At 33.5% G+C, this 1,351-nt stretch carries 1 protein-coding gene; it reads right to left on the bottom strand.

Features of this window, described 5'->3' with window-relative positions:
• Positions 1–184: 184 nt before the first annotated feature.
• Positions 185–871: a helix-turn-helix transcriptional regulator gene (locus ABZY11_RS44540; RefSeq protein ID WP_012898391.1), complete on the bottom strand. Its 687-nt coding sequence runs from the start codon at positions 869–871 to the stop codon at positions 185–187.
• Between the last annotated feature and the right edge of the window lie 480 nt (positions 872–1,351).

Here is a 1,351-nt window from a genome sequence, read left to right as displayed (position 1 = left end):
GTTCGAACTTGCTTACCTGTCAGCACATCAGTACCGATATAAGCGCCACGGAGAATATAGCGTACTTCTCCGCTTTTTGTTTTGTATTCTTTTATATTTAGTTTGTTCATGTTGATTTGTCTTTCTAGCACCGCCCAGTACGCAAAAGTCAAAACATGAATGTTGATTTTAAAAGTGTAGGAAGTTAAAGTTCATTTTCATTAGAATCTTTACGACGATAATCTTGCCACCTTTTTTTTAATTCGGCTTTAGTGATGCCATCTTCGAGGGCAAAGTAATTTTCAGGGTTCTGTATTTGTTTTTCTAGTAATTGCTTCTTTAATTGAAAAACTTTTTTTCTGTGTTTCCAAATGAGTAATTGATCTATTTGTGCATTGGCTAGTTTAAATTCATCAGAATAAAAATAATCAGCTTTTTCTTTATCATCAAAATCAATCGTGGGAGAGCTATATAAATAACTATCAATTGTAGAAATCATTTTGTCTAATTCAGGAAGAAGTTTTTTAGCCATTTCTGTGCGTAGAGCAAGAGTATTGTAGGTTGTGGATACAGGGTTTCCCTTATAATCTTTAATTATTTCCGCTGGAACTTCAACGCCGTAATTTTCCTTGGCAGATGTTTGTATTTCATTAATTTCGTCTTGATATGTTCTAAAATCACTAGTTCCCATAATATAGCTAGTCGTAACGTCAAAGTAATCAGCTAAATCTTGCCAAACTTTGAAATCACGAGGAGAACGTTTTCCAGTTTCATAATTAGTCAGCATACCTTGAGAAATTCCTATTGCTTTTGCTACGGTGCTTTGAGTAACACCTTTTTCAATTCGTAGCTCTTTAATACGATTTAAAGCTTTATATACTTCGTTTGCCATATTTTTACCTCTTTATCATTATACAACATTTTGGTAGTTATTTAAAATAAAAATTTCAATTTTGAAGTATATCACTTGACACTTCGAAAATGAAGTATTATACTATTGTCTAGATACTTCAATTTTGAAGTATCTAGAAAGAAGGTGAAGTAAAATAATGTATTTAACATCAGAAATTAAAACTGCTCTACGCAAAAAACGAGGAGTGCTAGATTTAACAAAAGGTGAAGCTGCCAATCAGCTTGGTATTAATCGTCTTACTTATGGACGTCTTGAAAGCCCAACACGTAATGAGAAAGTACGTCAGAGTACATACGAACGCATTACCGAGTGGCTCGCTAAGGACTATTAAAAAAACGCACCGCCCAGTACGTTGAAATTGAGAACAATGAAGTCAGTCGTTGAGATACGATATTGCGTATTAAACGCTAGAAAGAAATTTAATAATGAAAGACTTAGCATTTTTAACCAGTCCTGACA

The organism is Streptomyces sp. NPDC006510, assembly GCF_040611955.1.
Classification (GTDB): domain Bacteria; phylum Actinomycetota; class Actinomycetes; order Streptomycetales; family Streptomycetaceae; genus Streptomyces.
This window is presented reverse-complemented; position numbering and strand designations above follow the sequence as displayed.